At 65.0% G+C, this 25434-nt stretch carries 23 protein-coding genes; 15 read left to right on the top strand and 8 right to left on the bottom strand.

Annotated features, from left to right (window positions below):
• The first annotated feature begins 9 nt into the window (after positions 1 to 9).
• From B7G52_RS09775 to rfaD, 7 genes are all read left to right on the top strand, one after another.
• Entirely contained in the window at positions 10 to 1992 is a 1983-nt protein-coding gene (locus B7G52_RS09775; protein ID WP_096697423.1) for a bifunctional 3-phosphoshikimate 1-carboxyvinyltransferase/cytidylate kinase, read from the top strand.
• Positions 1993 to 2142: 150 nt separating this feature from the next.
• A complete protein-coding gene (gene rpsA / locus B7G52_RS09770) occupies positions 2143 to 3828 on the top strand; it encodes a 30S ribosomal protein S1 (RefSeq protein WP_096697422.1) in 1686 nt (561 codons plus the stop codon).
• 69 nt (positions 3829 to 3897) lie between these two features.
• Positions 3898 to 4209, top strand: a complete 312-nt coding sequence (locus B7G52_RS09765; protein WP_096664686.1) for an integration host factor subunit beta — start codon at positions 3898 to 3900, stop codon at positions 4207 to 4209.
• A gap of 52 nt (positions 4210 to 4261) precedes the next feature.
• The gene (locus B7G52_RS09760; RefSeq protein WP_096664683.1) at positions 4262 to 4534 is read left to right on the top strand and encodes a lipopolysaccharide assembly LapA domain-containing protein; all 273 of its coding nucleotides are present in this window, start codon (positions 4262 to 4264) and stop codon (positions 4532 to 4534) included.
• Positions 4524 to 5669 carry a lipopolysaccharide assembly protein LapB gene (gene lapB / locus B7G52_RS09755; protein ID WP_096697421.1) on the top strand — a complete coding sequence of 382 codons (1146 nt, stop codon included), beginning with the start codon at positions 4524 to 4526 and terminating at the stop codon, positions 5667 to 5669. The genes B7G52_RS09760 and lapB overlap by 11 nt, the downstream gene beginning before the upstream one ends.
• A gap of 196 nt (positions 5670 to 5865) precedes the next feature.
• Positions 5866 to 6813: a D-glycero-beta-D-manno-heptose-7-phosphate kinase gene (gene rfaE1 / locus B7G52_RS09750; RefSeq protein ID WP_096697420.1), complete on the top strand. Its 948-nt coding sequence runs from the start codon at positions 5866 to 5868 to the stop codon at positions 6811 to 6813.
• 16 nt (positions 6814 to 6829) lie between these two features.
• Positions 6830 to 7846: an ADP-glyceromanno-heptose 6-epimerase gene (rfaD, locus tag B7G52_RS09745; RefSeq protein WP_096697419.1), complete on the top strand. Its 1017-nt coding sequence runs from the start codon at positions 6830 to 6832 to the stop codon at positions 7844 to 7846.
• A gap of 21 nt (positions 7847 to 7867) precedes the next feature.
• Here rfaD and B7G52_RS09740 read toward each other — a convergent pair whose 3' ends face one another.
• Together B7G52_RS09740 and B7G52_RS09735 are read right to left on the bottom strand one after the other, a co-directional pair.
• Entirely contained in the window at positions 7868 to 8218 is a 351-nt protein-coding gene (locus B7G52_RS09740) for a hypothetical protein (RefSeq protein WP_096697418.1), read from the bottom strand.
• A 10-nt stretch (positions 8219 to 8228) separates the two neighbouring features.
• Positions 8229 to 8681: a CBS domain-containing protein gene (locus B7G52_RS09735; RefSeq protein ID WP_096697417.1), complete on the bottom strand. Its 453-nt coding sequence runs from the start codon at positions 8679 to 8681 to the stop codon at positions 8229 to 8231.
• 197 nt (positions 8682 to 8878) lie between these two features.
• Between B7G52_RS09735 and B7G52_RS09730 the strand changes: the two genes are divergently transcribed.
• A complete protein-coding gene (locus tag B7G52_RS09730; protein WP_096697416.1) occupies positions 8879 to 9394 on the top strand; it encodes a helix-hairpin-helix domain-containing protein in 516 nt (171 codons plus the stop codon).
• A gap of 122 nt (positions 9395 to 9516) precedes the next feature.
• On the opposite strand, the gene B7G52_RS09725 is transcribed toward B7G52_RS09730, so the two are convergent.
• From B7G52_RS09725 to B7G52_RS09715, 3 genes are read right to left on the bottom strand one after another with little or no spacing between them, the layout of a single operon-like run.
• Positions 9517 to 10671, bottom strand: a complete 1155-nt coding sequence (locus tag B7G52_RS09725; protein ID WP_096697415.1) for an FAD-dependent oxidoreductase — start codon at positions 10669 to 10671, stop codon at positions 9517 to 9519.
• The gene (locus B7G52_RS09720) at positions 10668 to 11411 is read right to left on the bottom strand and encodes a DUF3047 domain-containing protein (RefSeq protein ID WP_170954730.1); all 744 of its coding nucleotides are present in this window, start codon (positions 11409 to 11411) and stop codon (positions 10668 to 10670) included. The genes B7G52_RS09725 and B7G52_RS09720 overlap by 4 nt, the downstream gene beginning before the upstream one ends.
• 19 nt (positions 11412 to 11430) lie before the next feature.
• Positions 11431 to 13593, bottom strand: a complete 2163-nt coding sequence (locus B7G52_RS09715) for an FAD-dependent oxidoreductase (RefSeq protein ID WP_096697413.1) — start codon at positions 13591 to 13593, stop codon at positions 11431 to 11433.
• A gap of 229 nt (positions 13594 to 13822) precedes the next feature.
• On the opposite strand from B7G52_RS09715, the gene mtnP reads away from it, so the two are divergent.
• The 6 genes from mtnP to B7G52_RS09685 all read left to right on the top strand — a co-directional run bounded on the left by mtnP (position 13823) and on the right by B7G52_RS09685 (position 19356).
• Positions 13823 to 14701 carry an S-methyl-5'-thioadenosine phosphorylase gene (gene mtnP, locus B7G52_RS09710; RefSeq protein ID WP_096697412.1) on the top strand — a complete coding sequence of 293 codons (879 nt, stop codon included), beginning with the start codon at positions 13823 to 13825 and terminating at the stop codon, positions 14699 to 14701.
• Between the two features lie 20 nt (positions 14702 to 14721).
• Positions 14722 to 15684 carry an arsenosugar biosynthesis radical SAM (seleno)protein ArsS gene (arsS, locus tag B7G52_RS09705; RefSeq protein WP_096697411.1) on the top strand — a complete coding sequence of 321 codons (963 nt, stop codon included), beginning with the start codon at positions 14722 to 14724 and terminating at the stop codon, positions 15682 to 15684.
• Positions 15685 to 15707: 23 nt separating this feature from the next.
• The gene (locus tag B7G52_RS09700; RefSeq protein WP_096697410.1) at positions 15708 to 16391 is read left to right on the top strand and encodes a TIGR04283 family arsenosugar biosynthesis glycosyltransferase; all 684 of its coding nucleotides are present in this window, start codon (positions 15708 to 15710) and stop codon (positions 16389 to 16391) included.
• A 7-nt stretch (positions 16392 to 16398) separates the two neighbouring features.
• On the top strand, positions 16399 to 17064 hold the full coding sequence (locus B7G52_RS09695) for a TIGR04282 family arsenosugar biosynthesis glycosyltransferase (RefSeq protein WP_096697409.1): 666 nt from the start codon (positions 16399 to 16401) through the stop codon (positions 17062 to 17064).
• Positions 17065 to 17098: 34 nt separating this feature from the next.
• The gene (locus tag B7G52_RS09690; RefSeq protein ID WP_096697408.1) at positions 17099 to 18169 is read left to right on the top strand and encodes a methyltransferase domain-containing protein; all 1071 of its coding nucleotides are present in this window, start codon (positions 17099 to 17101) and stop codon (positions 18167 to 18169) included.
• A 248-nt stretch (positions 18170 to 18417) separates the two neighbouring features.
• Positions 18418 to 19356, top strand: a complete 939-nt coding sequence (locus B7G52_RS09685; protein WP_096697407.1) for a succinylglutamate desuccinylase/aspartoacylase family protein — start codon at positions 18418 to 18420, stop codon at positions 19354 to 19356.
• A 112-nt stretch (positions 19357 to 19468) separates the two neighbouring features.
• On the opposite strand, the gene B7G52_RS09680 is transcribed toward B7G52_RS09685, so the two are convergent.
• The 3 genes from B7G52_RS09680 to B7G52_RS09670 form a co-directional block, all read right to left on the bottom strand.
• A complete protein-coding gene (locus B7G52_RS09680) occupies positions 19469 to 20002 on the bottom strand; it encodes a DinB family protein (protein ID WP_096697406.1) in 534 nt (177 codons plus the stop codon).
• Between the two features lie 90 nt (positions 20003 to 20092).
• On the bottom strand, positions 20093 to 23734 hold the full coding sequence (locus B7G52_RS09675) for a hydantoinase B/oxoprolinase family protein (protein WP_240523382.1): 3642 nt from the start codon (positions 23732 to 23734) through the stop codon (positions 20093 to 20095).
• 33 nt (positions 23735 to 23767) lie between these two features.
• Positions 23768 to 24307: a winged helix DNA-binding protein gene (locus B7G52_RS09670; RefSeq protein WP_096665649.1), complete on the bottom strand. Its 540-nt coding sequence runs from the start codon at positions 24305 to 24307 to the stop codon at positions 23768 to 23770.
• A gap of 158 nt (positions 24308 to 24465) precedes the next feature.
• Between B7G52_RS09670 and B7G52_RS09665 the strand changes: the two genes are divergently transcribed.
• Positions 24466 to 25434, top strand: coding sequence for a TRAP transporter substrate-binding protein (locus B7G52_RS09665; RefSeq protein ID WP_096697404.1), 969 nt, complete (start codon positions 24466 to 24468; stop codon positions 25432 to 25434).

The following is a 25434-nucleotide window of genomic DNA, read 5'->3' as shown; positions in this document are numbered from 1 at the left end:
CGCGGGGCCATGTTCGATACCGAGTTCCTGGACCTTCCAGCACTGACGGGTGCCGGCGGCAGCGTGCACCTGCCCGGCTCCAAAAGCATTTCCAACCGGGTCCTGTTGCTCGCGGCGCTGAGCGAGGGCCGCACCACGGTGCATGACCTGCTCGCTTCTGACGACACCGCCGTGATGCTGGCCGCGCTGCGGCAGCTCGGCTGCACGGTGGCGCAAAGCGGCAACAGCGCCGTCATCGACGGCCTGGGCGGCCGACTGGCGCAAAGGCAGGCCAAACTGTATCTCGGCAACGCGGGCACCGCCATGCGGCCACTGACGGCGGCACTGGCGCTGCTGGGTGGCGACTTTGAACTGTCCGGCGTGCCGCGCATGCACGAGCGTCCGATTGGCGACCTCGTCGATGCCCTGCGCGGCCTGGGTTGCGCCATTGACTATTTGGGCGAAGACGGTTTTCCGCCGCTGCGCATCCGCACCGGCCGACTGACGCTGGATGCCCCGATCCGCGTGCGCGGCGATGTTTCCAGCCAGTTCCTGACCGCCCTGCTGCTGGCCCTGCCGCTGGTGGCCACACGCGATATCCACATCGACGTGATCGGCGAGCTGATCTCTCGCCCCTACATCGAGATCACGCTGAACCTGCTGGCGCGCTTTGGCATCACCGTCCAGCGCGAAGGCTGGCAGCGTTTCACCATTCCGGCCGGTAGCCGCTACCGCTCGCCCGGCGAGATCCATGTCGAAGGGGATGCCTCGTCCGCTAGCTATTTCATAGCACTTGGCGCAATAGCGGAGCCGGCCAAGGGCCAAAATGGCATCGAAGTTGTGGGGGTGGGCGCGGACTCCATCCAGGGCGACATCCGTTTTGTGGAAGCCGCGCGGATGATGGGCGCACACATCGACAGCACGCCCAATACCTTGCGTATCTCGCGCGGCGCCTGGCCGCTCAAGGCGATTGACCTCGACTGCAACCACATCCCCGATGCGGCCATGACGCTGGCCGTGATGGCGCTGTATGCAGACGGCACCACCACGCTGACCAACATCGCCAGCTGGCGCGTCAAGGAAACCGACCGCATCGCCGCGATGGCCTGCGAGTTGCGCAAGCTGGGGGCCAGTGTGGAGGAAGGCGCCGATTTCATCCGCATCACGCCGCCGCTCCAGTGGCGCACCGCCGCCATCCATACCTACGACGATCACCGCGTGGCCATGTGTTTCTCGCTAGCGGCCTTCAACCCGGCGCGCCTGCCGGTGCGCATTCTGGACCCGAAATGTGTCGCCAAGACCTTTCCGGACTACTTCGAAGCCCTGTTTTCGGTATCGGTGACCGAGCACCGGTTGATCCCGGTGATCTGTGTGGACGGCCCCACCGCATCGGGCAAGGGCACGCTAGCCGCCCTGGTGGCGCACCGCCTCGGTTACCACTACCTGGACTCGGGCGCCCTGTACCGTCTGACGGCGTTTGCCGCCGGCCGCGCCAGCGTGTCGCTCGATGACGAAGCCGGCGTCGCCGCCGTCGCGCGCACCCTGCCGGTGCGTTTTAAGGGCGAACAGGTCTTCCTGGGCCAGGAAGACGTGTCGGACGCCATCCGCAGCGAAGCCGCCGGCATGGCCGCCTCCCGGGTGTCGGTGCATCCTGCCGTGCGCGACGCCCTGACCGAGTTGCAGCGGGGCTTTCGGCAACTGCCGGGACTGGTGGCCGACGGGCGGGACATGGGCACCGTGATTTTCCCGGATGCCGCGCTGAAAATCTTCCTGACGGCGAGCGCCCGGCACCGGGCGGAACGGCGCCATAAGCAATTGATTTCAAAGGGAATTCCGGCTACAATAGCCGCGATTCAGCAGGATTTGGAGGCACGGGACGCGCGTGACATGTCACGGCAATCCGCCCCTTTGAAGCCCGCTGATGACGCCAGGCCACTGGACAACTCCGAGCTGTCGATTGAAGAATCGGTAGCGCAGGTGATTGACTGGTGGCAAGGCACCCGGCCCTTCTGACCTCCGTACCTTCGTGTAGACACGCCAGTGTCCGGTCAGCAGGAACATTTAACCTAACCTGCGGGTCATCCGCAAACAACCGCCGCAGTCAGCTCTAAAAACAATAGCAATCCCGCTGTTGGAACCCTGCTCTGTGGACTAGGAAAATCAATGTCTGAATCTTTTGCCGCCCTCTTTGAAGAATCGCTGAAACGCTCCGAAATGCGTACGGGCGAAGTCATTACCGCCGAGGTAGTGCGTATTGATCACAACCACGTGGTTGTGAATGCCGGACTCAAATCCGAGGCTTATGTCCCCCTCGAAGAATTCAAGAACGACCAGGGCGAACTCGAAGTCCAGGTCGGCGACTTTGTCTCCGTGGCCATCGACTCGGTCGAAAACGGTTACGGCGACACCCTGCTGAGCCGCGACAAGGCCAAGCGCCTGGCCTCGTGGATGAGCCTGGAAAAAGCCCTGGAATCCGGCGAGTTCGTTACCGGCCAGACCAGCGGCAAGGTCAAGGGCGGCCTCACCGTCCTGGTCAACGGCATCCGTGCCTTCCTGCCCGGCTCGCTGATCGACACCCGCCCCGTCAAGGACTTGTCTCCGTACGAGAACAAGACCATGGAATTCAAGGTCATCAAGCTCGACCGCAAGCGCAACAACGTGGTGCTGAGCCGCCGCGCCGTGGTCGAAGCCAGCATGGGCGAAGAGCGCGCCAAGCTGATGGAAACCCTGAAAGAAGGCTCTGCCGTCAAGGGCATCGTCAAGAACATCACCGAATACGGTGCCTTCGTTGACCTGGGCGGCATCGACGGTCTGCTGCACATCACCGACATGGCATGGCGCCGCGTGCGTCACCCGAGCGAAGTGGTGACGGCTGGCCAGGAAATCGTGGCCAAGATCCTGAAGTTCGACACCGAGAAAAACCGCGTGTCCCTGGGTCTGAAGCAGATGGGCGACGACCCATGGATGGGCGTGAACCGCCGCTACCCGCAAAGCACCCGCCTGTTCGGCAAGATCACCAACATCGCCGACTACGGCGCGTTTGTGGAACTCGAGCCGGGTATCGAAGGCCTGGTCCACGTATCCGAAATGGACTGGACCAACAAGAACGTGGCCCCGAGCAAGCTCGTCAACCTCGGCGACGAAGTTGAAGTCATGGTTCTGGAAATCGACGAAGACAAGCGCCGTATCAGCCTGGGCATGAAGCAGTGCAAGGCCAACCCGTGGCAGGAATTTGCCCAGGACACCAAGCGCGGCGACCGCGTCAAGGGCCCGATCAAGTCGATCACCGACTTCGGCGTCTTTGTGGGCCTGGCTGCCGGCATCGACGGCCTCGTGCACCTGTCTGACCTCTCGTGGAACGAACCCGGCGAAGCCGCCGTGCGCAACTACAAAAAGGGCCAGGAAGTCGAAGCGATCGTGCTGGCTGTCGACGTCGACCGCGAGCGTATCTCCCTGGGCATCAAACAGCTCGATTCCGACCCGTTCACCACCTTCGTGTCGATCAACGACAAGGGTGCGGTTGTGACCGGCAAGGTCAAGACGGTTGACGCCAAGGGCGCCGAGATCGATCTGGGCGAAGACATCATTGGTTACCTGCGCGCCAGCGAAATCAGCCGTGACCGCGTCGAAGACGCGCGCAACGTGCTCAAGGAAGGTGACGAAGTGTCCGCAGTCGTGGTGAACGTGGATCGCAAGACCCGCAACATCCAGCTGTCGGTCAAAGCCAAGGACAACGTTGACCAGCAGGAAGCCATGGCGTCCCTGAGCCAGCAGTCCTCGCGTGAAAGCGCCGGCCTGACCAACCTGGGCGCCCTGTTGCGCGCCAAGCTGGACAACAACGAGAAGTAAACCGGACCCCTGAGACATGGCGTGCCCGCTCCCCGGAACGGCACGCCATTTCTCTGTCCCCTCCTTTTTATGACCCGAAGCGATCTTGTCGAGGAACTGGCTGCACGTTTCAGCCAGCTGACCCACCGCGATGCCGAATATGCCGTCAAGACGATTCTTGACGCCATGAGCGACGCGCTGGTGCGTGGGCACCGCATAGAGATTCGTGGTTTTGGCAGTTTTTCGATCAACCGGCGTCCGCCGCGCATGGGCCGCAACCCGCGCTCTGGCGAAAGCGTTGCCATTCCGGAAAAACGCGTTCCCCATTTCAAGCCGGGCAAGGCCCTGCGCGAAGCGGTGGATACCCGGACCGAAGAAATGCTGGCTCCTCCGGTCAAATAGCGGCGTCCCGCCTGGTGCTGGCTACAATTGCCGGACCACAAGGGGACCTGTAGTGAAATACCTCATGTGGCTGCTCAAGGCAGCCATTTTTTTTACGCTTTTTGCGTTCGCGCTGAACAACCAGCAAGCCGTTTCCGTGTATTTCTTTTTCGGCACGCTGTGGCAGGCGCCCCTGGTGTTGGTCGTGCTGGTCACCTTTGCCTGCGGGCTGGCCACAGGCATCCTGATGATGATGCCGCGCTGGTGGAAAAAACGCAAAAACGTGCGCGCCAGCCAGCAGAGCCAGCTCAGCGAGAACCCCTCCACCATGCACCATGGACTTTGATTTCACCTGGGTTCTGCTCGGGTTTCCGATTGCCTTCACGCTGGGCTGGCTGGCGTCACGGCTGGACCTGAGGCAGCTCCGGATCGAAAACCGGCAGGCGCCCAAGGCCTACTTCCGCGGCCTCAATTTCCTGCTCAACGAGCAGCAGGACCAGGCGATCGACGCCTTCATCGAGGCTGTCCAGAACGACCCCGACACCTCCGAGCTGCACTTCGCGCTGGGCAACCTGTTCCGCCGCCGGGGCGAGTACGAACGGGCCGTGCGTGTGCACGAGCACCTGATGTCGCGCGGCGACCTGACGCAGACCGAGCGTGACCGTGCGCAGCATGCGCTGGCCCTCGATTTTCTCAAGGCCGGCCTGCTGGACCGGGCAGAAACAGCGTTGCGAAAACTTGAAGGCACGGGCTACGAAGAGGAAGCCAGGCTGGCCCTGCTGTCGATCTACGAACGCTCGCGCGACTGGGCGCATGCCACCGACATCGCCGCCAAGCTCGACAGCGCCAGCCACGGCAGCTTCAGCACCCGGCAGGCCCACTACCTGTGCGAACAGGCGGTGTCGGCCGCGGCCTCCGGCGATACCAGCCAGGCGCTCGACAGCCTGCAACAGGCGGCCGCCATGGCGCCGGCCTCGCCGCGCCCGCTGATCGACCTGGCCAAGCTCCAGACCCAGCTGGGTCAACATGCGGACGCCTTTGCAACCCTGCGCAGGCTGGAGCAGACCGCCCCGCAGGCCTTGCCGCTGGCCGCCGGCCTGCTCGTCAACATTGCGCAGCAAAGCGGCCAGCAAGCGGCCGCGCTGGACCTGCTGAAGGCCAACTACGCCCAGCTGCCGTCGATTGACGTGGTCGAGGCCATCGTCAAACTCGATACGGCCTCCGCCGACCCGCGCCAGTGGTACGGCCAGCACCTGGAGCGCGAAGCCTCGCTGGTGGCAGCGGCCAAATGGCTTGCCGGCGAAAAGCTGGGCAGCGCGCACGAACACAGCATGGTGCAGCGCGCACTCGACCAGGCCACCAAGCCCCTGATGCGTTACCGCTGCGCCGCCTGCGGCTTCGAAGCGACGCAGCACTTCTGGCACTGCCCCGGCTGCCAGGCCTGGGACAGCTACCCGGCGCGCCGGATCGAAGAGTTATGAACACCCCCGTCGGATGCTCACTTCGTGTAGCACCTTCCCCCCCTTGCAGGGGGCGGACACCTGCGGCCTGGCAAAGCCGATGTCTAAGCACACCCCCGTGGCTTCGCTTCGCTGCGCCCTCCCCCTTGCAGGGGGCGACACCAGCGGCCCGGCAAAGCCGGTTCCGCGGTGCCCGCTGGTGTAAGAATCCATACACATGACAACCCATACAACTCTGTCCCGCGAACAGCTTGCCAAGGCCCGCGTGCTGGTGGTCGGCGATGCCATGCTGGACCGTTACTGGTACGGTGCGGTAGACCGCATCTCGCCGGAGGCGCCGGTGCCGGTGGTGCGCGTCACGCGCCAGGAAGAACGCATGGGCGGCGCGGCCAATGTGGCCTACAACATCGTGACCGTGGGCGCGCGCGCCTCGCTGCTCAGCGTGGTCGGCGACGACGAAGCCAGCCACCAGCTCGAAGCCCTGGTGGCCGCCTCCGGCATCACGCCCTGCTTCGGCCGCGACCCGCAGCTCAAGACCACGGTCAAGCTGCGCGTGATCGGCCGCCAGCAGCAGCTGTTGCGCCTGGATTTTGAAAACACGCCCAAAAACGAGGTGCTGGCCTCGCAGTCGGCCGAGTTCGAAAAACTGCTGCCGGCACATGACACGGTGCTGTTTTCCGACTACGGCAAGGGCGGGCTGGCGCACATCGGCCTGATGATTGCACAGGCCCGCGCCGCCGGCAAGGTGGTGCTGGTCGACCCCAAGGGCTCGGACTATTCGCGCTACCAGAACGCCACAGCCATCACCCCGAACCGCGCCGAACTTGAGCAGGTCATCGGTCCCTGGCATGATGAAGCCGACCTGCAGCGCAAGGCGCAGAACCTGCGCGAGGCACTCAAGCTGCAGGCCCTGCTGCTGACACGCAGTGAAGAAGGCATGACGCTGTTTGACGCCCAGGGCCAGCTGCATGTGCCGGCACTGGCGCGCGAAGTTTTCGACGTGACCGGGGCCGGCGACACCGTGATCGGCACCCTGGCCGCGATGGCTGCCGCCGGCCTGAGCCTGCGCGACGCCGTGCCGGTGGCCAACCGTGCCGGCGGCATCGTGGTCGGCAAGTTCGGCACGGCCACGGTCAGCTACGGCGAGCTCTTCGCCTCGCCATGAAACGCAAGGATCTCTCATGAAAATCGTGGTTACCGGCGCCGCTGGTTTTATCGGCTCCAACATCATCAAGGGGCTGAACGCCCGCGGCATCGACAACATCATTGCCGTCGATGACCTGACCGACGGCGACAAATTCCGCAACCTGGCCGACCTGCAGATCGCTGACTACATCGACGCCGACGATTTCTACGAACTGTTTGCCGACTCCGCCTTTGGCAATGTCGAGGCGGTTTTCCACGAGGGTGCCTGCAGCGACACCATGGAGAGCGACGGCAAGTACATGATGGACAACAACTACGCGCTGTCCTGCGACTTGTTTGCGGCCTGCCAGGAGCAACGCACGCGGTTGCTTTACGCTTCCTCGGCCGCGACCTACGGCGGATCGGACACCTTTCGCGAGTCGCCCGAGTTCGAGAAGCCGCTCAATGTCTACGGCTATTCCAAACTGCTGTTCGACCAGCGGCTGCGGCGCGAACTGGGGGCCGACTTTTCCGGCACCGCCACTCAGGTCGCCGGCTTTCGCTACTTCAATGTGTACGGCCCGCGCGAGCAGCACAAGGGGCGCATGGCCAGTGTCGCCTTTCACCAGTTCAACCAGTTCCGTGCCGAAGGCAAGGTCAAGCTGTTCGGCGAGTACGGCGGTTATGGCCGGGGCGGGCAGATGCGCGACTTCGTCTTCATTGATGATGTCGTGGCCGTCAACCTCTGGTTTTTTGACAACCCCGGAAAGTCCGGCATCTTCAACCTCGGCACAGGCCGCGCCCAGCCCTTCAACGATGTGGCGCTGGCCGTCGTCAACACCCTGCGCCAGCAGCAAGGCGATGCGCCGCTGACTCTGGAAGAAGCCGCGCACGGCAGCCTGATCGACTACATCGACATTCCGCCCGCGCTGGTCGGCAAGTACCAGAGCTACACCCAGGCGGACCTGACGGCCTTGCGCGCGGCCGGCTGCCAGCATGTCTTCGCCGATGTGCAGACCGGTGTGGCGGCCTACATGTGCGCCTTGACCCAGGGCGAAGCCGCAAAAGCCTGACCGGCCCCGCGACGGCGCCGGTCAGCGGGGAAGCGCCGGTGCGGCGGCTTCTGCGGTCGACGCGCCGTCCGGCTCGGGCTCGGGAAAACGGTAATACACGGCATTGAGATAACGCGCCACGTCGCTCACGTCCTCCTCCCGCCAGCCCAGCCCCGAGGTTTTCTGCCAGCGCTCGACTTCGGCCTTGAGGCTGGCCCAGTTTCTGGCCGCCTTCCTGTCGCGCCAGTGCAGCTGGGTGCTATGACAACCGATGCAATGGGTCGAATACAGCAGTTCCCCGCGCAGGGCATCGGTCCTGGTCCGGGCAACCGCAGGCCCGGCCAGGCCCCAAAGAACAATCCCAAGAGCGACAAGCCCCTTTTCAATCATCATGAGGCTCTCCTCAAGCGCGCTGCTCGAACTCCCTGTCCCTGGCACCGATCACCCCGGCGGCCAGATCGGCCAGTTCCCGCGTCAACAACTCCAGGATGTCCTCCATCGTGACGACACCCGCCAGCCGGTCCGCCTCATCGACGATGACCAGCCGGCGCAAACGGTGCCTGCGCATCAGTGCCACCGCGTCCATCGCATCCATCTCGGGGTTCGCCTGGACAAGCTCGACGGACATGATGTCTCCGGCGGTAAACACCTCGGGGTCCAGCCCTTCGGCCATCAGGGCCAGCACCAGGTCCCTGTCGGTCAGGATGCCGACCGGGCGGCTCTTTTCCGCGGCATCGACGACGACGAGCGCGCCGACATGGTGCTTGCGCATCAGCTGGGCGGCCACAAAGGCCGAGGTCTCGGGTTCAACCACCGCCACCACGGCGGTTGCAAAGTCTTTCAAACGAGTGGACATTTTCAGCTCCTTTTGGCGGCCTGGAGGCTTCTTTGTGGCGATACTGCAGCTTATGCCTGTCCCGGCGCCTGCATCGTTGATCCAGCGCAAGTACCCGGGCTGGTCAACCTGGCGGCTGCAACAGCCGTTAAATGCGGGACATCCTGGTTCACGGGAGGGATCACCTGCTTCAACCATCCATTTTGAGGAGCTTCCTGATGTTCAAGAAACTGCTGGCCTTCGTGGCCGCCATGTATGTTGCCGTGGCCTTTGCCGCCGTTGACGTCAACACCGCCACCCCGGCCGAACTCGACGCCATCAAGGGCATCGGCCCGGTGAAGTCGGCGCTGATCATCTCCGAGCGCAAGAAAGCGCCGTTCAAGGACTGGAATGACTTCGTGACCCGCGTCAAGGGCGTGGGCACCGACAGCGCCGCCAAGTTTTCCGCCGATGGCCTGACCGTCAACGGCACCAGCTACAAGGCCGGCGCCAAAGCCGAGGTCAAGGCCGATGCCAAGGCCGACAAGAAAGCCGACAAGCCGGTCACCGAAAAAGCCAAGGATGCCGCGGTCGCCACCAAAGACGCCGTCAAGGGCGCGGCCATCGCCACCAAGGACGCAGCCAAGGAGACCGCCAAGGACGTCAAGGCCGCCGTGACCCCCAAGGCAGAGACCAAAGCCGAAGTCAAGGCCGAGGTGAAGGCCGGCGCCAAGACCGAGCCTGCCAAAAAGTAAGCGCCTTGCGCTTGCACATCAACCCGCCTTGCGCGGGTTTTTTCATGCCTTTTCGGCCTTCAGCCCTTATAGGTAAATCGCCAGAAGCTATCGAAAACATAGCAACTCAGGGAGGCTCCAGTTCATGATGGCGCGGCGTACCGGGCCACAAAGCCGCGGTCGATGCGGTCTTTCAGGTGCCACACCCAGCGCCCTTCCACGTGCAGACCGCCCCAGGCGGCAATCGCGTAACGTCCGCCACAGGAAATCAGGTTCAGCGTGCGCCCAGGTGGTATGTAAGGCCGCAGCGGCTGGCCCTGCCATGCAGCACGCAGGTTGGACAGCAGCGGCGGCCCGCCACGCACCGCATACACACCGCTGCGCGGATGCGGCGCATCGATGCGGCTCGCCACATCGCCGGCGGCAAACACATGGGCGTGGCTGGTGCTTTGCTGAAATCGGTTGACGGCCACAAACCCGGCTTCGTCCAGTGCCAGCCCGCTGCCGGCCAGCCAGCCCGGCGCCTGGGCGCCGATGGCCAGCAAGGGGGCATCGCAGGCCAGGCGCGCGCCGCCGGCCAGCTGGATTTCCCCGGCCGACATGCCCACGCAGGCATCGGGCAGCACCGTGATCTGCAGGCGCCGCAGGGCCTGCACCACCCGGCGCTGCACACCGGCCGGGTAGTTCTGGGCCGGCGGCGGGCCGCCGGTCACCAGGCTCACGCGGCCGCCCGGCGGGTAGCCGGCGCCTTGAAGCGCGTGGGCTGCGGCCATGGCCAGTTCCAGCCCCGCTGCGCCCGCCCCCACCACCGCCAGGTGAATCGGCCGGCTGCGGCCCAGGGCTGCCACCTGCGGCCACAACTGGCCGAAGGCTTCGATGGGCCGCACAAACAGGGCGTGTTCGCGCGCGCCGGGCATTTGCGCCTCGATGCTTTCGCGGTCCATCACCGGGCCGGTGTTCAGGCTCAGCCAGTCCCAGGCCACGGTCTCACCACCGGCCAGCGTCACGGTCTTTGCCCCGGCATCGAGGGCCACGCCGCTGCCTTCGATGTAACGTGCACCGCAGCCCGCCAGCAGGCCCGCCAGCGGAATGACACATTGGTCCAGGCTGTAATGCCCGGCAACAAAACCCGGCACCATGCCGGAATACAGCTGGCGCGGATACGGGGCAATCACGGTGATGTTCAGGTCCGCTGGCCGGTTTTTCGCCAGGCTGTGCAGCACATGCACATGGGCATGGCCCGCGCCCAGCAGCACCAGGTGTTTCAGGCCCGGGCGTGCATTCGAAGTGGAAGTCATGGGGACAGTGTGACATCCCCGACATGGCCCAGACTGCGGCCACCGGTGTTGTCGGCATCGGCGCCCACCAGCACGGCCTGCAGCGGCGGCACCGTATCACTTTCCTCGCCAAAGGCGCGGCGAAAATCAGCGCCCAGGTCGCGCGAATGGGCGACCCATTGGCCCAGGCGCTGCTCGCCGCTGTCCAGCACGATGAAGCGCACGCGCGCGCTGTAGGCATTGGGCAGCAGGGTCCCCGGCGCCAGCACACCGTCCCAGACGTAACACAGGGTGGCCGACGGCAGCTTCTCGCCGCTGGCCGCACGCGCCAGGCGCAGCAGGTTGCGCTCGATCAGGCCGAGCCTGGCCAGCGGCATGTCAAACAGCGCGCACACCTTGAGCGGGCTGTCGTCGCCCTCGCGGCGGCGCAGGTCGGCGCCGCGCAGCGCTTCGTCCAGCCGCCAGCGCCAGCGCAGCCGCAGCCCGGCTTCGGGCGCCAGCGCAGGCAGGTCATGCACCAGGTTGCCATACGACTTTGACGCTTCGACCCGCAGCACCTTGCGCCCGTCCAGCTCGACCAGGGCATAGCTGGTCAGCGGGATCTTGCCACCCGGCACGCCCACCACGCGCCAGGGCGCCGGCGGCTGCTCTCCGGTGGCCAATGAAAACGCCGCTAACGCAAGGGCCTGTGCATGCACCTGCGTGGCGGGAGCCCCCGTGCACAACAGAACGGCCAGCCCCGCCCCCAGCCGTCGGGTCATGAACCTCACAAGCTGCATGTCAGCCCCGCTTCCAGTCGTGGTAGCGGCGCACCCATTCGAGCAGGCGTTGGGGCTGGTGCGCGCGTTTCCATTCGCCGGCCGCGTATTTGTTGGCCTCGGCCAATGTGGGGTAGGTATGGATGGTGGAGAGGATCTTGTTCAGCCCCAGGCCGTGCCGCATGGCCAGCACATACTCGGCCAGCAGGTCCCCCGCATGCGTGCCGACAAGGGTCACGCCCAGAATCGTGTCCTTGCCCGGCACCGTCAGCACCTTGACGAAACCGCGCGCCTCGCCATCGGCAATGGCGCGGTCCAGGTCGGCCATGCCATAACGCGTGACTTCGAAGGCCACGCCTTGTTCCCTGGCCTCCTGCTCGTTCAGGCCCACGCGGGCAACTTCAGGGTCGATGAAGGTGGTCCACGGAATGACCGAATAGTCGGCCTTGAACAGCCTGAACTCGCCAAACAGCGCGTTGACCGCGGCGTACCAGGCCTGGTGCGCCGCCACATGGGTGAGCTGGTAGGGGCCGGCCACGTCGCCCGCCGCATAGATGTTGGGGTAGATCGTCTGCAGGTACTCGTTGGTGTCCACCGTGCGTTGCACCGGGATGCCGAGTTCCTCCAGTCCGTAGCCCTCCAGACGTGCGACCCGCCCGACGGCGCAGATCAGCTGGTCAAACTCAAGGCGCTGTTCACTGCCGCCGTGTTCGACGACCAGCGTTTTCACACCACCGGATGTTTCGCAGCGCAACGCCTTGTGGCCGGTCAGCACCCGCACGCCATCGGCGGCCAGCGCCTGGCGGGCCAGTTCCGACACCTCCACATCTTCACGCAACATCAGGCGCGGCACCATCTCGACCTGCGTGACCTGCGCGCCGAGCCGGGCGAAGGCCTGCGCCAGTTCACAGCCGATCGGCCCGCCGCCCAGGATCACCAGGCGCCGCGGCACCTCGTCGAGTTGCCCGAAGGCGTCCCACAGGGTGTCGCTGGTGAGGTAGCCGGTGTCGTCCAGCCCCGGCAGGGGCGGCACAAAGGGCCGCGCGCCCGCCGCGATCACGATGCTGCGTGTCGTCAGGGTCTGGGTGCCGCCTTCGTTGAGCGTGATCTCCACCGTCCAGGGGTTGACGATGCGTGCATGGCCTTGCAACACCTCCACTCCCAGGCCGGTGTAACGCGCGACGCTGTCATGCGGTTCAATGGCGCGGATGACCGCCTGAATCCTCTGCATCACCGCCTTGAAACTGAACACCGGCGTGCTGTCGCTCAGGCCATAACTGGCGCCATGGCTCATCTGGTGCACGAGTTTGGCGCTGCGGATCAGCGCCTTGGACGGCACGCAGCCGTAGTTCAGGCAGTCGCCGCCCATCTTGTGGGCTTCCACCAGCGTCACCCTGGCCTTGACCACCGCGGCGATGTAGGCCGAGACCAAGCCACCGGCGCCGGCGCCGATCACGATGAGGTTGCGGTCAAAACGCGCGGGGCGCACCTTGGCCCAGCGCGCGTAGACCTTGCGGCGCTTGAGAAACTGCAGCACCTTGTTGACCGCCAGCGGCAACACGCCGAGCAGCACAAAGGAGCCGATCAGCGCCGGCGAGGCAATCGACTGCAGCGAATCGATCTTCGCGATCTGCGTGCCGGCATTCACATACACCACGGTGCCGGCCAGCATGCCGAGCTGGCTGACCCAGAAGTAGGTCCAGGTCCTGATGCGGGTCAGGCCCATGAGCAGGTTGAGGGCAAAAAACGGCACGGCCGGGATCAGCCGCAGCGAGAACAGGTAAAACGCGCCCTCTTTCTCAATGCCCTTGTTGATCTCGTCCAGTCGTTTGCCAAAACGGGCCTGGATGCTGTCCCGCAGCAGGTAACGCGCCGCCAGCATGGCCAGCGTCGCCCCCAGCGTCGAGGCGAAAGACACCACGATGGTCCCGAGCACCAGGCCAAAGCCGGCGCCGGCCGCCAGCGTCATGATGACGGCGCCGGGCAGCGACAAGCCGGTGACGGCAACGTAAACGGCAAAAAACACCAGCGTCACCCACACCGGCTTCTGCTCAAACACCGCCTGGAAAGACGCCTGGCTGTCCTTGAGGAAAGCCAGGCTCAAATAACGGCCCAGATCCAGCGCAAAAAAGGCGCCTATGCCCGCCAGCAACAGCGCGGCGATGAAAAGTTTGCGTGAATTCAAGGCCGTCCTCTAGGTTGTTCTGTGGATTCAGTCGGACGACAACGCCGATTCTTACCAAAACAGGCGTGGGCGGTGTAAGAAATCCCGCGCGGCAGCGACCAATCTGGCAGAAGGTCTTAACGCCGGGCTAACACCGCTGGCTGCAAAACTCGCTCAAAATCGAAAGATGGGGCGAATGGTCTTGGGCCGGCGCCCGCAAGCAGTCTAAATCAACAAGGAACCCGCAAGCATGACCCAGGCACTGGTAGGCATCATCGGAGGCAGCGGCCTCTACCAGATGGATGCGCTCGACAACGCGCAGGAACATGTGATGGACACGCCGTTCGGCACTCCCTCCGACGTGCTGGTCACCGGCAGCGTCCACGGCGTTCCCGCCGTGTTTCTGGCCCGTCATGCGCGTGGCCACCGGTTGCTGCCCTTCGAAGTGCCCTACCGCGCGAACATCCACGCGATGAAGCAGCTCGGCGTGCGTTACCTGGTCTCGGTGTCGGCCGTGGGTTCGCTGCGCGAGGACTTCAAGCCGCTGGACATGGTGCTGCCCGACCAGTTCATCGACCTGACCAAACGTCGCGACAGCACTTTTTTCGGCGACGGTGCGGTCGCGCATGTCTCCATGGCCCAGCCGGTCTGCCCCGCCGCCGCCGGCATACTGGCGCGTGCGGTGCGCGGCGTGCTGGCCGCCGATGCCTCCGGCCACGGCGTCAGCCTGCACGAAGGCGGCACCTATGTGTGCATCGAGGGCCCGCAGTTTTCCAGTCTGGCCGAATCCCATTGGTACCGAAGCATGGGCGCGGGCGTGATCGGCATGACCAACATGCCCGAGGCCAAACTCGCCCGCGAGGCACAGATCGCCTACACCACGCTGGCCATGGTGACCGATTTCGATTGCTGGCACCCGCGCGAGGCCCAGGTCAACGCCAACATGGCGCTGGCCAACCTGCTCAAAAACGCGGGCCGCGCCCAGCAGGTGGTGGCCGAGGCGATACGCCTGCTGGGCGCCGAACAACCGGCCAGCGAGGCCCACACCGCCTTGCACAACGCGCTGGTCACCCAGCCCGACGCCATGGCCCCCGAGGTGCGCGCACGCCTGGCCGCGCTCCTGCCCTGAACCTCAACGGACCCCCATTTATGCATGACACCCTTCCCCTGCTGAAAAAAACGCCCTTCCCGGCCCTGCGCCGCGCGCAGCTCGACACCCTGCAGGTCAACCTCGGCTACAAGTGCAACCAGAGCTGCCTGCACTGCCATGTCAACGCCGGGCCGAACCGCACCGAAATGATGGATGCCGACACGATGGCGCTGATCCCGCAGGTGCTGGCCGCGCGCGGCCTGGGCACGCTGGACCTGACCGGCGGCGCCCCCGAACTGCATGAGGGCTTTCGTGACCTGGTGCGCAGCGCGCGGGCGCAGGGTGTACGTGTGATCGACCGCTGCAACCTCACCATCCTGTTCGAGCCCGGGCAGGAGGGGCTGGCCGAATTTCTGGCGGCGCAAGGCGTGGACATCGTGGCCTCCATGCCCTGCTACTCGGCCGCCAATGTGGACAAGCAGCGCGGCGAAGGCGTGTTCGACCTGAGTATTGCCGCGCTGCAAAAACTCAACCAGCTCGGTTACGGCCAGGCCGGCTCCGGCTTGTTACTGAACCTGGTCTACAACCCGCAGGGCCCGTCGCTGCCGCCCGGGCAGCAGGCGCTGCAGGCCGACTACAAGCGCGAGCTGCTGGCGCATTTCGGCATCGTCTTCAACGAGCTGTACGCGCTGACCAACATGCCCATCCAGCGTTTTGGCTCGACCCTGGTGTCCAAAGGCACGTTTGACGGCTACATGGACTTGCTCAAGAGCAGCTTCCAGGAACAGAACCTGGCCGGCGTGATGTGTCGCAACACGGTCAGCGTGGACTGGCAAGGCTGGCTGTCGGATTGCGACTTCAACCAGCAGCTCGGCCTGCCGCTGGGCACCACGGGCCTGCAGCGCCATCTGCGTGATCTGCTCAGCAGCGGGATCGATGAGCAGCCCATCCGCGTGGCGGGCCACTGTTATGGCTGCACCGCCGGCCAGGGCAGCAGCTGCGGCGGCGCGCTGGAGCACTGAGCCCACACCTGAGGCGCCCGACCATGGCGGTACACCAACTTTCCATCGTCATGCCCGTGCTCAACGAAGCCGCGGGCCTGGGCGCGGCACTGCAGGCGCTGGCACCGCTGCTGGCACGCGGCGCCGAGCTCATCGTGGCCGACGGCGGCAGCAGTGACCACAGCGCCGCGCTGGCGCTGGCTGGCGGCACGCACGTTGTCAACGCGCCGCGCGGCCGCGCGCTGCAGATGAACGCAGGGGCAGCGCAGGCCCGCGGTGAGGTATTGCTGTTCCTGCATGCCGACACCGTGCTGCCCGCCAGCGCCGACGAGCTGGTCCGCGAAGCCCTGGCCGGCGGTTCGCGGGTCTGGGGCCGTTTTGATGTGCTCATCGCGGGCCGCCCCGCCATGCTCAAGCTCATCGCCGCCTTGATGAACCTGCGCTCGCGCCGGACCGGCATCGCCACCGGCGACCAGGCGATGTTCATGACACGCGCGGCGTTCGAGGCCGTCGGCGGTTTCCCGGTCCAGCCGCTGATGGAGGACATCGAGATGTCCCGGCGGCTGCTAAAACTGTCGCGCCCGGCCTGCTTGAGGGCCAGGGTGCACACCTCGGGCCGGCGCTGGGAAAGCCGCGGCGTCTGGCGCACCGTGCTGCTGATGTGGCGGCTGCGGTTTGCCTACTGGCGCGGCGCGGCGCCCGAGCGGCTGGCCGAGTGGTACCGGTGAATACGCCATGACCCGCCTGGTGATTTTTGCCAAGGCGCCACAGCCCGGCGCCGTCAAGACCCGGCTGATTCCCGCGCTGGGCGCGGACGGCGCGGCGGCGCTGGCGCGCGCCATGCTGGCGCACACGCTGCAACAGGCACTCGCGGCCGGCCTGGACGCGGTGGAGCTGTGCATGAGCCCGGCGCCCGGCGACCCGGCCTGGCGCGGCGTGGCGCTGCCTGCCGGTGTGGCCTGCACGGCGCAGGGCGATGGCGACCTCGGTGAACGCATGGACCGCGCGATGCAGCGCGCCCTCGCCTTGCACCCGGGCCCGCTGCTGCTGATCGGCACCGACTGCCCGGCGCTTGGCAGCGAGTACCTGCGCGAGGCGGCCCGGCAACTGACGCAACACGACGCCGTGCTGCTGCCCGTGGCCGACGGCGGTTACGTACTCATCGGTCTGCAGGCCCCCTGCCCCGAGGTGTTCACCCACATGGCGTGGAGCACCCCGGCAGTCGCCGCCGAAACGCTGCAGCGCCTGAGCGCGCTGGGCCTGCGCGTGTGGCAGGGGCCGATGCTGCACGACATCGACGAAGTCGCGGACCTGGTCCACCTGCCGGCCGGCTTCGCGGCCCCGAAACATCAAGCAAAATCGGCCTCCAGCCCAATCGGTACAAGCGCCAGCAGCTCCTGATTCAATAGCAAATTCACTTCCGGAAAAACGCCCCATGAGCAACGACCACGACACCTACGATATCGTCACCGACTACTACGGCAGGCAGCTGCAGGGCACGGCAGACCTCAGGACCAGCGCCTGCTGCGACGTCAGCAGCATGCCCGAATGGCTCAAGCCGCTGCTGGCACGCATCCACCCCGAGGTGTTGTCACGTTATTACGGCTGCGGCCTGGTCTGCCCGCCGCTGCTCGAAGGCTGCCGCGTGCTGGACCTCGGCTGCGGCTCGGGCCGCGATGTGTATGCGCTGGCGCAGCTGGTCGGGCCCACCGGCTCCGTGGTCGGCGTGGACATGACCGATGAACAGCTGGCCGTGGCACGCGCGCACCAGGGCCACCATGCGGCGCTGTTCGGCTACAGCAATGTGGCGTTTCTGCACGGCTACATCGAGCGGCTGGACGAGCTGGGCCTGGCGCCCGGCAGCTTCGACGTGATTGTCTCCAACTGCGTGGTCAACCTCTCGCCCGACAAGGACGCGGTGCTCGCCGGCGTGCAGCGCCTGCTCAAACCCGGTGGCGAGTTCTACTTTTCCGACGTGTATGCGGACCGCCGCGTGCCAGCCGCGGTGAAAAACGACCCGGTGCTGTATGGCGAATGCCTGGGCGGCGCGCTGTACTGGAAAGACTTCGAACGCCTGGCGCAACGCCACGGCTTTGCCGACCCGCGCCTGATGGAAGACAGGCCACTGGACATCACCGACCCGCAACTCGCGGCGCGCACCGGCAACCTGCGTTTTTATTCGGCCACCTGGCGGCTCTTCAAGCTGGCCGCGCTGGAGTCGGCCTGCGAGGACTACGGCCAGGCCGTGATTTACCAGGGCAGCATCCCCGGCCAGGCCGGCCGCTTTGTGCTGGACAAACACCATGACATCCAGACCGGCAAGGTGTTCCCGGTCTGCGGCAACACCTGGCACATGCTGCAGGGCACGCGCCTGGCACCGCATTTCAGCTTCATCGGCAACTTCGACACGCACTACGGCATTTTTGAAGGCTGCGGCACCAGCCTGCCGTTTGACGGCGCGCCGGGCAGCAGCGCCGGCATTTGCGGCCCGGCCGGCTGTTGCTGATTTGCGTCAAGCCACGGGACGACCTGCTGCTCGCCGTCGCCCTGCCCCGAGGTGTTTGCCCACATGCCGTGGAGCACCCGGCGGTCGCCGCCGAAACGCTGCAGCGCCTGGCCGCGCTGGGCCTGCGCAACATGCCATCTTGGTGAAAAACAGCCCCGTCGCCCCAGTCCATATGCGATATTCAGCTATTATTTATGTAGCATCCATCGACGCAAAGCGCCGCCAACCTCCACGCCCCAAGGACTCAATTGACCTCTGAACTGCCCCTCGAAGTGCTTCCGCGCGACCTGTCTGCCTACCGGGCGGGCAACACCGGCGTCGACTACGTTCACCGCTTCGCCTCGGGCCGGCCAGGCCCGCACCTGCTGGTCAACGCGCTGACCCACGGCAACGAGATCTGCGGCATGGTCGCGGCCACCCACCTGCTGGATGCCGGCATCAAGCCGCTGATCGGCACGCTCACCGTCAGCTTTGCACATATCGAGGCCTACAACGCCTTCAACCCCGACCAGCCCTACGACAACCGCCAGGTCGTTCACAACCTCAACCGCGTCTGGTCGGACGAGTGGCTGGACGGCCCCGAAGACAGCCCCGAGCTGCGCCGCGCACGCGAGTTGCGCCCGGTGATTGCAGCGGCCGACCACATCCTGGACATCCACTCGACCTCTCACGCCGTTGAGCCCTTCTGGGTCTACCCCGCATTCGAGCGCAACGCGGCCGTCGCGCAAGCCATAGGCCGGCCTTCCGTCCACCTGGTGATGCCGGACGGTTTGGGCTCAGGCACACCCCTGATCCAGCACGGCCGCCATGGCCAACAGGGCAGCAACGCCGGCGCGGCGCTGGTGGTTGAATGCGGCCAGCACTTCGCCCAAAGCTCGGCCGATGTGGCGACCCAGGTGACGCTGGATTTTCTGGCGCACTTTGGCCTGATCGAACACACCCCGGCGCCGTCCGCGTTGCCCGCGCAACGCCGCTTTGAGCTGCTGCAAACCCGCATGGTGCTGACGAGCGAGTTCCGCTTCGTCAAGCCCCTGCTCGGTTTTGAAACCTTCCACAAGGGCGAGCTGATCGCCACCGACGGCAGCGCTGAAGAAGTGCGTTCACCGTGCGACGGCTGCACGGTGTTCATGCCAACTCGGGAGCCGATTGTCGGGCGCGAAGCGGTGTATTTGACGCGGGCGATTTGAGGAGGTCTTGCCACGAAGTGAAGGAAATCCCGAACGGGACAACACCACTTCAGGGGGCCATGAAAGCACAGGGAGCGACGGCAGACGCCAGAAGAGTGGAAGGAGCCACTGCTTATACCAGCGCAATCAGGTCCGTCACCCCCACATCCACCCCAGCCTGCATCAGCAGCGTGCTCGCCTGCCCGCGGTGGTGCGTCTGGTGGTTGAAAAAATGCGTCATCGCCTGCCAGGCCGGATGGGCGCGCTGCACGCCCTTGGTGTTGGCGTAATACATGGTGCTGGTCAGGAAGTCCGGCGTCATCTCCGCCAGCCAGCGCTCAATCACCTCGTCCAGTGCAGCGCGGGTTTGCCGCAGATCCTGCCAGTCGGGGTGCAGGTCGCTGGTGTAGTCCGAGCCTTCAGGCAGGGCCAGCGCGGCCGTGGGCAGCGCGGCGAATCGGGTTTCCTGCGAGGCAAAGCGGTGCAGCCACATCTTGTCGGCCAGCACCAGGTGTGTCAGCGTGTGGTGGATGGAGCCGAAAAACGCGCCGCGCTGGCGCTTGCGTTCCTCGTCGCTGAGCGCCTCGCATGCGTCATAAAGACGCTGGTTCATCCAGCGGTTGTAGCGGGCCAGAAAGCGGTAGTTGTCCGGGAATGCCACATCCATGTCGATGACTCCTGAATTGATAGCTGCTTGCGCCCGTGCAATAAGGGCTGCAAGCATTTTTTACCACACATCAGCGAATGGGGCGCAGCCTCACGGCTTGCCGAAGCCACCCCCGCCCGGCGTGTGGATCTCAAAGATGTCACCGGGCAACATCTCGGCCTGGCCGATGTGGTCCAGCGCCTCGATCTGTCCGCCGGCGCGCACCACCACGTTGCGGCCGACCTGGCCCGGCTCGCCTCCGGCCATGCCAAACGCGCCATGTTTGCGGCCGTTCGACAAAATGCTCGCGGTCATGGCTTCGAGGAAGCGCACGCGCCGCACGCCGCCGTTGCCGCCAATCCAGCGCCCCGCGCCGCCCGAGCCCTGGCGGATCTCGTAACTCTCCAGCCGCACCGGAAAGCGGAACTCCAGCACCTCGGGGTCGGTCAGGCGCGAGTTGGTCATGTGGGTCTGCACGACCGAGGTGCCGTCGAAGCCCTCGCCTGCACCGCTGCCGCCCGAAATGGTTTCGTAATACTGGTGTCGTTCGTTGCCGAAGGTGAAGTTGTTCATGGTGCACTGGCTCGCCGCCATCACACCGAGCGCGCCGTACAGCGCATTGGTGATGCAGGTGGAGGTCTCCACGTTGCCCGCGACCACCGAGGCCGGCGGGTTCGGGTTCAGCATGGAGCCGGCCGGAATGATGACCTTCAGCGGCTTCAGGCAACCCGCGTTGAGCGGGATGTCGTCGTCCACCAGCGTGCGGAACACATACAGCACCGCCGCCATGCACACCGCCGTCGGTGCATTGAAGTTGTTGCCCTGCTGGGGCGAGGTGCCGGTGAAGTCAATCTCGGCGCTGCGGTTTTTCGTATCCACCCGGATCGCCACCTGGATCTGCGCGCCATTGTCCAGCGGTAGCATGAAGGCGCCGTCCTTGAGCTGCGTGATCACGCGGCGCACCGACTCTTCGGCGTTGTCCTGCACATGGCGCATGTAGGCCAGCACCACCTTCAGGCTGAAGGTGTCCACCATCTTGCGCAGCTCCTGCACGCCTTTTTCATTGGCGGCAATCTGCGCCTTCAGGTCGGCCATGTTCTGCTGCGGGTTGCGGCTCGGGTATTCGCCGCTTTTCAGCAGCGCCACCATCTCGGCTTCGCGCAGCACGCCGCGCTCGACCAGCTTGACGTTGTTGATCTGCACGCCCTCTTCCTCGATGCGCGTCGAAAACGGCGGCATGGAGCCCGGCGTGGTGCCGCCGATGTCCGCATGGTGGCCTCTAGAACCCACGTAAAACGTGGGTTCTGGGGCCTTTGCCCTTATGTGCCCTCCCTCTCCCCGACCCTCCCCCCAGGGGGAGGGGGACAAATACACTGGTGTGATCACCGTGATGTCGGGCAAGTGCGTGCCGCCATGGTAGGGGTCGTTGAGCACATAGACATCACCCGGCTGCATTTTTCCGGCGTTCTCGCGGATCACCGTCTTGATGCTTTCGCCCATGGAGCCCAGGTGCACCGGCATGTGGGGTGCATTGGCAATCAGGTTGCCTTCGGTGTCGAACAGCGCACAGCTGAAGTCCAGCCGCTCCTTGATGTTGACCGAGTAGGCGGTGTTCTGCAGTTGCAGGCCCATCTGCTCGGCGATGTTCATGAACAGGTTGTTGAACACCTCCAGCAGCACCGGATCCACGGTGGTGCCCGCCGCAAACTGGATGGCGCGCTCGGCCCGCCGGTCCAGCACCAGGTGGTCCAGCGCCGTGAGCGCGGCCTCCCAGCCAGGCTCGACCACGGTGGTCGCATTTTTCTCGGCAATGATGGCCGGGCCGCTGATGATGTCGCCGGGCTGCAGGTCTTCCCGCACCACCAGCGCCGCATCGTGCCACTGGCCGCCCGAATACATGCGCACGGTTTCGCGGCGCGGCACGTCGCGCGGCGCATGGGTCGGCAGGCGCGGCTCGACCGGCGCGTCGCCGGCCACCACCGCCTCGACCGACACGGCCTCCACCACCAGGCCCTTGCCCTGCATCAGGAAGGCAAAACGCTGGCGATAGGCGGCTTCAAAACTGGCCTCGATCTGGTCCAGCGTGCCGAAGGGAACCACCAGCGCCGAGTCGCTGCCCTCGTAACGCACATGCACGCGGCGGTGCATGGTGATGGCGCCCGTGCTGACCTGCTGGCGCTGCAGTTCGGCCTGCGCGGTGGCGGCCAGTGCGTCGAGCTTGTCGGCCACGTTCGGCAAGGCCGACGGCGACAGCTTGAGCTCCACCGCCTGCTCGCGAATCACGTTCTGGTCCGCCAGGCCCATGCCGTAGGCGCTCAGCACACCGGCCAGCGGGTGCACAAACACCCGGGTCATGCCCAGCGCATCGGCCACCAGGCAGGCGTGCTGCCCCCCCGCGCCGCCGAAACACTGCAGGGTGTAACGCGTCACGTCGTAGCCGCGCGCCACCGAGATTTTCTTGATGGCGTTGGCCATCTGCTGCACCGCGATGTTGATGAAACCCTCGGCCACGACCTCGGCGCTGCGCCCGGTCTGGCCGGCCAGTTCATTGAACTGCGTTTCCACCGCCTCGTAGCTGAGCGCCTCATCGGCATTCGGGCCGAACACCTTGGGAAAATAACGCGGCTGCACCTTGCCGACCATCACATTGGCATCGGTCACGGCCAGCGGTCCGCCGCGGCGGTAGCTGGCCGGGCCGGGGTTGGCGCCGGCGCTTTGCGGCCCGACGCGAAAACGCTCGCCGTCGAACTTGAGGATGGAGCCGCCGCCGGCTGCCACCGTGTGAATGCTCATCATGGGCGCACGCATGCGCACACCGGCCACCTGGGTTTCAAACTCGCGCTCGAACTCGCCGGCGTAATGCGACACGTCGGTGGAGGTGCCGCCCATGTCGAAACCGATCACCTTGGCGTGGCCGGCAATCGCGGCGGTGCGCGCCATGCCGACGATGCCGCCGGCCGGCCCGCTCAAAATCGCGTCCTTGCCCTGGAACACATGGGCGTCGGTCAGGCCGCCCGAGGACTGCATGAAAAACAGCTTGACGCCCGGCATCTCGCCGGCGACCTGCTCCACATAGCGGCGCAGGATGGGCGAGAGGTAGGCATCGACCACGGTCGTATCACCGCGGCTGACGAACTTCATCATCGGGCTGGTTTCATGCGACGTACTGACCTGCGTGAAGCCGACTTCGCGGGCAATGCGGCTGGCCGCTTTTTCGTGATCGGTGTAGCGGTAGCCGTGCATGAATACAATCGCAACGCTGCGCAGCCCTTTCTGGTATTGCGCCAACAGCTCCTGTTTTAATAGCACTTCATCCAGCGCCTGGAGCACTTCGCCCTGAGCCCCGACACGCTCGTTCGCTTCCACGACGGCGCTGTACAGTAGTTCGGGCAAGACGATGTGGCGGTCGAACAGGCGGGGCCGGTTCTGGTAGGCAATGCGCAGCGCATCGCGAAACCCCCGCGTCGTCACCAGCAGGGTTGGCTCACCCTTGCGTTCAAGCAAGGCGTTGGTGGCCACCGTGGTACCCATCTTCACGCAGTCCACCACATCGGCGCGAATGGCTTCACCCGCCTTCAACCCCAGCAGGTGGCGTATGCCGGCAACCGCCGCATCCCGGTACTGCTCGGGGTTCTCGGACAGCAGCTTGTGCGTGACCAGCAAGCCGTCAGGCTTTTTGGCCACGATGTCGGTGAAGGTGCCGCCCCGGTCTATCCAGAATTGCCAGCGCTTCTTTTCCATTGCGGTTGCCATTGCCATTGCCATGTTCGTTGCCTTGATGGTTTCTTAAAGGGAGGCTGCAGCCCGCGCAGCCTGGTCATACATGCCGGAGAGCACGCGCAGCAGACGCGCCAGCTCGCCAATATCGCGGTTCAATCCGTCATCTGCATTCATTGCATCAATCAGGCAGGACTCACGGATCTCACGGTAGCGCTGCACATGGGCACGGCCGGCTTCCGTCGATGCATAGGTGACCTCCTTGCCGTTTTTGCTGGACTCCACCACCCCCAGGTTGAGCAGTTTCTTGAGCGAATAGTTGATCAGGTGCGTGTCTTCGACGTTCATGATGAAACAGATGTCGGCCAGCCGCTTGTCTCGCGCACGGTGCGTCACGTGGTGGAGCACCAAAACATCGAGCGGCGTCAGGTCCTTGAGGCCGGCCGCACTCATGCAGTGCACGATCCACCGGTGAAAGGCGTTGCCGGCCACAATCAACCCGAATTCAAACTCACTCATCTCCGAGCTGTGTGGCGACACCAGGTGCGCAGAAGAAACGATGGGCGAGCGCTCCGGGCCCGCAGCCTTATCCAGCGGCTTTTTTGACATGGCCCCACTCCTGTTGGCATTGATGTTGCATGCAGCAGATTGTAGGCAGATGAATGACAATTTATCAACGAATTGTTGACACTTAGGGGAAACACCCAGAATCATTCCCTCTTTAGCCGCGTAAAGTCCGTCCAATCAATACAACCAATGGAGTCACCATGAAGCTTCGCCTCTTGACCCTTGCCACCAGCCTGGCCCTTGCCACCGGCATCTCGTTTGCCCAGACCAAGTGGGACCTGCCCGCGGGCTACCCCGCGACCAACTTCCACAGTGAAAACCTGGTGCAGTTCGCCAACGACGTGGACAAGGCCAGCGGCGGCAAGCTGAAAATTACCGTGCACTCCAATGCATCCCTCTTCAAGGCGCCTGAGATCAAACGCGCCGTTCAAGGCGGGCAAGCCCAGGCGGGCGAAATCCTGCTGGCCAACTTCCAGAACGAGTGGGCCATCTTCGGCACGGACGGCCTGCCCTTCCTGGCCGAAGGCTACCCCAGCGCCATGAAGCTTTACCAGGCCCAGAAGCCGGCGCTGCAAAAGAAGCTGGGCGAGCAGGGGATCCAGTTGCTGTATGCGGTGGCCTGGCCACCCCAGGGCATCTACTCCAAAAAGCCGCTGGCCTCGGCAGCCGACCTGAAGGGCATCAAGTGGCGCGCCTACAGCCCGGCCACCGCACGTATCGCCGAACTGGTGGGTGCCCAGCCGGTGACGGTGCAGGCCGCCGAGTTCTCCCAGGCGCTGGCGACCGGCGTGGTCGAGTCCACCATGACCTCCGGCGCCACCGGCGTGGACAGCAAGCTGTATGAACACCTCAAGTATTACTACGACACCCAGGCCTGGTTGCCCAAGAATGCGGTGATCGTCAACAAGGCGGCTTTCGACGCCCTCGACGGCCCCACCAAACAGGCGGTGCTCAAGGCAGCGGCAGACGCCGAAACGCGCGGCTGGGCAGCCAGCCAGGCCGTCAACACCAAGACGCTGGAAACCCTCAAGACCAACGGCATGCAGGTGCTGCCGCCGTCCGCCGCACTCAAGGCCGACATGAAAAAAGTCGGCGACGTGATGCTCAAGGAGTGGCTGGACAAGGCCGGACCTGAAGGCCAGGCCATCGTTGACGCTTACCGCAAGTAA

The sequence above is a fragment of the Polaromonas sp. AER18D-145 genome, from assembly GCF_002379095.1.
In the GTDB taxonomy this organism is placed as follows: domain Bacteria; phylum Pseudomonadota; class Gammaproteobacteria; order Burkholderiales; family Burkholderiaceae_C; genus Polaromonas.
The sequence above is the reverse complement of the archived record's forward strand: the minus strand, read 5'-3'. Positions and strand labels throughout refer to the sequence as shown.

What these genes read in the sequence shown, in the direction of transcription:
- B7G52_RS09775 (WP_096697423.1), top strand. Translation starts at nt 10, where the DNA reads ATGTTCGATACCGAGTTCCTGGACCTTCCAGCACTGACGGGTGCCGGC.
- rpsA (WP_096697422.1), top strand. Translation starts at nt 2,143, where the DNA reads ATGTCTGAATCTTTTGCCGCCCTCTTTGAAGAATCGCTGAAACGCTCC.
- B7G52_RS09765 (WP_096664686.1), top strand. Translation starts at nt 3,898, where the DNA reads ATGACCCGAAGCGATCTTGTCGAGGAACTGGCTGCACGTTTCAGCCAG.
- lapB (WP_096697421.1), top strand. Translation starts at nt 4,524, where the DNA reads ATGGACTTTGATTTCACCTGGGTTCTGCTCGGGTTTCCGATTGCCTTC.
- rfaE1 (WP_096697420.1), top strand. Translation starts at nt 5,866, where the DNA reads ATGACAACCCATACAACTCTGTCCCGCGAACAGCTTGCCAAGGCCCGC.
- rfaD (WP_096697419.1), top strand. Translation starts at nt 6,830, where the DNA reads ATGAAAATCGTGGTTACCGGCGCCGCTGGTTTTATCGGCTCCAACATC.
- B7G52_RS09740 (WP_096697418.1), bottom strand. Translation starts at nt 8,218, where the DNA reads ATGATGATTGAAAAGGGGCTTGTCGCTCTTGGGATTGTTCTTTGGGGC.
- B7G52_RS09735 (WP_096697417.1), bottom strand. Translation starts at nt 8,681, where the DNA reads ATGTCCACTCGTTTGAAAGACTTTGCAACCGCCGTGGTGGCGGTGGTT.
- B7G52_RS09730 (WP_096697416.1), top strand. Translation starts at nt 8,879, where the DNA reads ATGTTCAAGAAACTGCTGGCCTTCGTGGCCGCCATGTATGTTGCCGTG.
- B7G52_RS09725 (WP_096697415.1), bottom strand. Translation starts at nt 10,671, where the DNA reads ATGACTTCCACTTCGAATGCACGCCCGGGCCTGAAACACCTGGTGCTG.
- B7G52_RS09720 (WP_170954730.1), bottom strand. Translation starts at nt 11,411, where the DNA reads ATGACCCGACGGCTGGGGGCGGGGCTGGCCGTTCTGTTGTGCACGGGG.
- mtnP (WP_096697412.1), top strand. Translation starts at nt 13,823, where the DNA reads ATGACCCAGGCACTGGTAGGCATCATCGGAGGCAGCGGCCTCTACCAG.
- arsS (WP_096697411.1), top strand. Translation starts at nt 14,722, where the DNA reads ATGCATGACACCCTTCCCCTGCTGAAAAAAACGCCCTTCCCGGCCCTG.
- B7G52_RS09700 (WP_096697410.1), top strand. Translation starts at nt 15,708, where the DNA reads ATGGCGGTACACCAACTTTCCATCGTCATGCCCGTGCTCAACGAAGCC.
- B7G52_RS09695 (WP_096697409.1), top strand. Translation starts at nt 16,399, where the DNA reads ATGACCCGCCTGGTGATTTTTGCCAAGGCGCCACAGCCCGGCGCCGTC.
- B7G52_RS09690 (WP_096697408.1), top strand. Translation starts at nt 17,099, where the DNA reads ATGAGCAACGACCACGACACCTACGATATCGTCACCGACTACTACGGC.
- B7G52_RS09680 (WP_096697406.1), bottom strand. Translation starts at nt 20,002, where the DNA reads ATGGATGTGGCATTCCCGGACAACTACCGCTTTCTGGCCCGCTACAAC.
- B7G52_RS09675 (WP_240523382.1), bottom strand. Translation starts at nt 23,734, where the DNA reads ATGGCAACCGCAATGGAAAAGAAGCGCTGGCAATTCTGGATAGACCGG.
- B7G52_RS09670 (WP_096665649.1), bottom strand. Translation starts at nt 24,307, where the DNA reads ATGTCAAAAAAGCCGCTGGATAAGGCTGCGGGCCCGGAGCGCTCGCCC.
- B7G52_RS09665 (WP_096697404.1), top strand. Translation starts at nt 24,466, where the DNA reads ATGAAGCTTCGCCTCTTGACCCTTGCCACCAGCCTGGCCCTTGCCACC.